General features: G+C 34.4%; 4 protein-coding genes. All 4 read left to right on the top strand.

Translation table 11 applies throughout. The features are described 5' to 3' along the window. Positions 1–248: 248 nt before the first annotated feature. The 4 genes from A8L32_RS02715 (at position 249) to A8L32_RS02730 (ending at position 5,561) form a co-directional block, all read left to right on the top strand. Positions 249–1,766 (top strand): phosphohexomutase domain-containing protein, encoded by a 1,518-nt coding sequence (locus A8L32_RS02715; RefSeq protein WP_066627528.1) that lies wholly within the window; start codon positions 249–251, stop codon positions 1,764–1,766. A gap of 80 nt (positions 1,767–1,846) precedes the next feature. Beyond that, the gene (locus A8L32_RS02720) at positions 1,847–3,847 is read left to right on the top strand and encodes a fructose-bisphosphatase class III (RefSeq protein WP_066627503.1); all 2,001 of its coding nucleotides are present in this window, start codon (positions 1,847–1,849) and stop codon (positions 3,845–3,847) included. Positions 3,848–4,281: 434 nt separating this feature from the next. Beyond that, positions 4,282–4,908, top strand: a complete 627-nt coding sequence (locus tag A8L32_RS02725) for a hypothetical protein (protein WP_066627505.1) — start codon at positions 4,282–4,284, stop codon at positions 4,906–4,908. Positions 4,909–4,910: 2 nt separating this feature from the next. Beyond that, positions 4,911–5,561, top strand: a complete 651-nt coding sequence (locus A8L32_RS02730; RefSeq protein ID WP_066627513.1) for a DUF5675 family protein — start codon at positions 4,911–4,913, stop codon at positions 5,559–5,561. Positions 5,562–6,000 lie beyond the last annotated feature (439 nt).

Consider the following 6,000-nt stretch of genomic DNA (forward strand, 5'->3'; position numbering starts at 1 on the left):
GATATCATCGGCAAACCCAATAGATAGGTAAAAATTATTATTTCATGAAGTGACGAGATTTATTACAGTTATCTGCACTAGCAACTGTAGGTTTATCATGAATGCTATGTTCGGTATTTAGTTAAGCTTGAAATTTTATAATTAGTATTACTTTTACAAAAAAACATTAAGTATCTCTTATAGCAATTATGCATTTTAGTTCGTTTAAGCTTATTCGAATGTATTTTTCTCTATTAAAACTATATAACATGAATTTAAACGTGAATTGGAAAAAACTTCAAAATGGATCCGACATAAGGGGTGTTGCAATGAAAGGCATTCCTGGAGAAGAGGTTAATTTAACCAATGATGTAGCAGAAACGCTTGGAAAGGCATTTGCACATTGGTTAAATCAAACTTTAGGAAAAACATATTTAACCGTGGGTGTAGGTATGGATTCGCGTTTAACTGGTCCTAGCTTGAAAGAGGCATTTACAAAAGGTCTTACAAGTGTTGGAGTAAATGTTTATGATTGCGGCATAGCTTCAACACCTGCTATGTTTATGACTACGGTTGATCAGGATTTTGCTATTGATGCGGGCGTAATGCTTACGGCTAGTCATCTTCCGTTTAATAGAAATGGACTAAAGTTTTTTACCAATAAAGGAGGTGCCGATAAAAGTGATATTACAGAGATATTGAGTTTAGCTGCGCAGGATGGTTTAAAGCCGCTAAAAGAGGAACTAGGAACTGTTAAAATGATAGATTATATATCAAATTATTCCAATTCTTTGGTGAATGCTATTCGCTCTGGCGTTATGTTTGGCGTAAATAATCAGCTTCCATTAAAAGGACTTAAGGTTATTGTGGATGCAGGTAATGGAGCAGGAGGCTTTTTTGCCGATAAAGTACTTTCGCAACTTGGAGCAGATGTTACGGGTAGTCAGTTTTTAGATCCAGATGGTAATTTTCCAAATCATGTGCCTAACCCAGAAGATAAAGAAGCTATGGATTCTATCTGCGAGGCGGTAAAAAGAGAGAAGGCTGATTTAGGCATTATCTTCGATACGGATGTAGATCGTTCTGCCATTGTAGACAATCAAGGCAACCCGATTAATAGAAACGAACTAATCGCATTAATTTCAGCAGTTATATTAGAGGAGCACCCAGGTAGCACAGTTGTAACTGACTCAATTACTTCAGACGGTTTGGCTTGGTTTATAAAAGATCATCTAAAAGGTAAGCATCAGCGATTTAAGCGCGGATACAAAAATGTAATTAATGAATCTATTAGATTAAATGAAGAAGGAGAGGATAGTTGGTTGGCTATTGAAACCAGTGGTCATGCTGCTTTAAAAGAAAATTACTTTTTAGATGATGGCGCTTTTTTGGTGGCTAAATTATTAATTAAGTTGGCCAATCTTAGATTAGAAAATAAAAACCTATCGCAATTAATAGATGTGTTACCAAGACCTATTGAAAGCAAGGAATATAGAGTAGGTATTGAAACAGAAGAGTTTGGGTTATATGGTAAACAAATAATTGCCGATATTGAACACCAATTAAATAATGGATGGGAAGCAGTGAGTGATAATTATGAGGGTATTCGTGTTAATTGTAATTCTATAGATGAAGATGGTTGGTTTTTAGTTAGATTATCCTTACACGATCCTGTTATACCTATTAATATCGAATCCAATGTAGCTGGCGGTGTCGATAAAATTGCGATTAGATTAAAGGAATTTCTTAAAAAATATGAACAATTAAACATTGATGTGTTTATTTAAAGAATATAAAAGTAAATTGAAAAACGTCTAAATATGGTTTGTTTAGACGTTTTTTATGGTAAATTTTTATCCCCATAGTTATGGTATTAGATTACGACAAAGACGATTTATTAAAGAATAATTATAGTGAAGATGAATTACGATATTTAAACTTACTGGCAGAAAAATTTCCTACAGTGCAGTCTGCTTGTACCGAAATTATTAATCTGGAATCCATACTAAACCTACCTAAGGGAACAGAACATTTTCTGACGGATATTCACGGTGAATATGAGACTTTTAGCCATATTTTAAGGAATGCTTCAGGTATGGTGCGTAAAAAGATTGATACCGTTTATCAATATTCACTAACCGAAAAAACAAGAAATCAGTTAGCTACGCTGATATATTATCCCGAGGAGAAACTGGAAATTATCACAAAAGAAGAAGATGATTTGCAAAGTTGGTATGCAATAACATTGCGTAGGTTGATTGAAGTAGCGCGTGTTTCTGCAGATAAATATACAAGATCGAAGGTTAGAAAAGCCATGCCTCAGGATTTTTCATATGTAATTGATGAATTACTAAATGAGCCTAATGCCAAAAAAGAGAAATACTTCGACTGTATCATTCAATCTATCATTGACGTGGATAGGGCGCATCACTTTATTGTTGCCATCAGTAAATTTATTCAACGATTACTGATTGATCGTTTACATATTATTGGAGATATTTTCGATAGAGGTCCATATGCCGATAAGGTGATGGATGCTATTCAAAAACATCACTCCGTGGATATACAATGGGGTAATCATGATATTGTGTGGATGGCTGCCGCAACGGGAATAAGAGCGAGTATTGCTGCAGTTATTAGATTAAGTGCCAGGTATAATAATTTGGATACTTTAGAAGATGCGTATGGCATAAACTTGATGCCTTTGGCTACATTTGCCATGAAAGCCTATAAAGGTGATCCGTGTGAGGCTTTTATTCCTAAAAATACACCACCCGAAAATGTGGGATCTACGCATATAAAACTGACCAGCAAAATGCATAAAGCCATCATGGTTATTGAGATGAAGCTGGCTAGTGAAATTATTCATCGTAGTCCAGAAATGGGAATGGAAGACCGACTACTGCTGGATAAGATCAATTATGAGAAAGGTACCATATTAATTGATGGTCGAGAGCTTGAATTAAACGATAAATCGTTCCCTACCATAGATCCTAAAGATCCATACAAATTAACAGATGAAGAGAAAGAGTTGGCGGAAAAACTTCGTTTCTCATTCTTATACTGTGAAAAACTTCAAAGCCATATTAAAACACTTTTCTCTAAAGGAAGTACATATATGGCCTATAACTCTAATCTATTGTTTCATGGATGTATTCCACTGGATGATAAAGGGGATTTTAAAGAGGTTATTCTGCAGGGAAATAAATATAAGGGAAAAGCATTGTGTGATCAATTTGATTTGATTTGCAGGCGCGCATATTTTAACCGAGAGCATCCTGAGAGAACTTGCAAGGATCGGGATTATATGTGGTATTTGTGGAGTGGAGCAGACTCTCCTTTATTCGGAAAAAAGAAGATGGCCACATTTGAGCGATACTTTTTGGATGACAAAGAGGTACAGAAAGAAGATAGTAATGCCTATTATAAATTAAGAGATGATAAGGACTCATGTTCTAAGATATTACGTGAATTTGGGCTTGATCCAGAAACATCACATATTGTAAATGGTCATGTTCCTGTTAAAGTAAAAAAAGGCGAGAGTCCTGTTAAAGCGGAAGGGAAACTTTTTGTGATAGATGGCGGAATGTCAAAGCCATATCAGAAAGTAACAGGTATTGCTGGATACACATTAATATATGATTCGTATAGCTTAATTTTGGCAGAGCATACCCCTTTCCAATCAAAACGTAAAGCAATTACTGATGAGGTAGATATCGTTTCTACACGAAATATGATTGAACATGCTACAAAACGTATCTGTGTTGGAGATACAGATATTGGAACTAGTATACGTGAGCAAATATGTAACTTAAATAGGCTATTAGAAGCCTACCGAAAAGGTGTTGTAAAAGTTAAAAAAATATAGTGTAAACGACACAGGAGCTAGAGTTAATTTACTCTCGCATTTTTATTCGATGTTATTATAAAACAAGAGGGAAATCAATAGGTTTCCCTCTTGTTTTTTTTGTCTACTTTGTGATCTATTGAAGTATAATAAATTTCCTATTTAGATTTTAGGAAGGGGTAATTGGATAAAACATATTTCATTCTAAAATTTGATAATTCCTATATTTATGGTGTGACCTTATTAACTTAATACTCAGATGTAACTATATTTTTAGAGCTAAGTTTAAATCCCCTGCAGGTCTGGTTTTGAGGTCTTATTAGGAATGTGTATTGCTTAAATATTAGGAGCTTGGTAATATATGATGACGAGAAAATATTTTAGTAATTCTTGACTTTGTTAATAAAACAAAACATCTTTATGTATATTAATCAATATTTTTAAATCCTATAACTATGTCAAAGAAACCCTTCTTTAAAAGAATGCTTGGAAAGGACAGTCCTCTTAAGAAAATTCTGCTTTCAAAAGGGCTACCACTGTTAGCAAATGTTCTTACTGGTGGTGCAGCATCTCCTATAATTGGTTTGGTAAAAAATATTGTTGGGGTTGATTCTGATGATCCGCAAGAGCTTGAGAAAGCGATCAATGAAAACCCAGAGGTAGTAGCTAGATTGAAAGAGTTTGAAATGAATCAAAAAGTAGAGTTAGAAAAACTTGCTTTACAGTCAGCTCAGCTAGAATTAGAAGAAACCAAAGCTTATTTAGGAGATAGACAAGGAGCTAGAGATCGTGAAGTTGAAATGATGAAAGCTACGGGTAAGAGAGATTGGATGTTAATGACTCTTGCAGGTGTAGTTGTTGTTGGTTTTTTTGTATTAATTGGTTTTGCAATTAAAGACCCAGACGGTTTCGACACTAACGGACCTGTTAATCAACTCTTCGGTGCATTAGTTGCAGGTTTTAGTATGGTTTTATCTTACTTCTTTGGATCAAGTAAAGGTAGTGCAGACAAAAATGTTACCATAGCTAATCAGGCCAATAAGGCCAATTCAAAAGAAGATTTCTCAAACGCAAAAGGTTAATTATGGAACTTACGGTAGTTAGATATAGTAGTGGTAAGGAATGTACCCTTGGTTTATTATTGATCAATGGAACATTTGCAGCATATACGCTCGAAGATGAAGGACGTGATACTAAAGTGTATGATGAAACCAGGATTCCGGCAGGACGATACCAGATTAAACTACGAAAAGAAGGTAGAGTGCATGAAAGTTACGAAAAACGATTTCCTGAAATTCATAAAGGAACACTTCATCTTCAGAATGTCCCTAATTTTAAATGGATATTAATACACATTGGTAATGATGATGATGACACCGCTGGCTGTCTTCTTGTGGGAGATAAATCAGTCTCCAATATTAAAGATGAGGGAAGGATAGAGAGTAGTACAATAGCTTATAAACGAATATATCCAATTATTGCCAACACAATAGATTTAGATGAAGAAGTATGGATAACATATTTAGATCAGATACCTATTAAACCGATAGCTAAAGAATCATACAAAGTGGCCAATGTAATACCTAGTCAATTAAATATTAGATCAACGCCACAAGGAGCTAAGAAAGGTGTGTTGTTTGAAAATACAGGTGTTGTTATTAAAGACCAAGTAGATGATTGGAGTAAAGTATCATTTGAAGGGTGGGTGCATTCTGAATATATTTTATCCGAATAAGATTAATATGTATATGATGTAATTTGTACGAATTTTTTATTCTATCATTAGAATTATCAACTTGTGGTTAGTTAATAAAAAGGAGTCGTTTTATGGTTATTGACGTATGGCTTCTTTCGTGATAGGTAATTCTCTTAATTTAAAATTGTCCATATTAGAAATGACTTCATCCGCGCACAATTATCGAATTACAAACAAATATAGTATGGTACTTTAGGGTATTTTAATAGTTTGTAAGCTGCTAATGTAGTGTCATGTTCTTCTATATTACAATTGCATATTCATCTGTCAAGCTATTTTAGTATATGATAAGCGGTATAGAGGGCTGTTTTACTTTTAAAAGTATGTTCCGTAGGGGTACAGAGGATTGAAATTATTTTAAAACAACCTTCCGTACCTTTATTTATGGGCCTTGCTTAATTAGCTCCCTCGGATATGC

This window comes from Labilibacter marinus, from assembly GCF_001659685.2.
Taxonomy (GTDB): domain Bacteria; phylum Bacteroidota; class Bacteroidia; order Bacteroidales; family Marinilabiliaceae; genus Saccharicrinis; species Saccharicrinis marinus.

Bases quoted from the DNA above. Each gene is read 5' to 3' on its own strand.
- A8L32_RS02715 (WP_066627528.1), top strand. From the start codon at position 249: ATGAATTTAAACGTGAATTGGAAAAAACTTCAAAATGGATCCGACATA.
- A8L32_RS02720 (WP_066627503.1), top strand. From the start codon at position 1,847: ATGGTATTAGATTACGACAAAGACGATTTATTAAAGAATAATTATAGT.
- A8L32_RS02725 (WP_066627505.1), top strand. From the start codon at position 4,282: ATGTCAAAGAAACCCTTCTTTAAAAGAATGCTTGGAAAGGACAGTCCT.
- A8L32_RS02730 (WP_066627513.1), top strand. From the start codon at position 4,911: ATGGAACTTACGGTAGTTAGATATAGTAGTGGTAAGGAATGTACCCTT.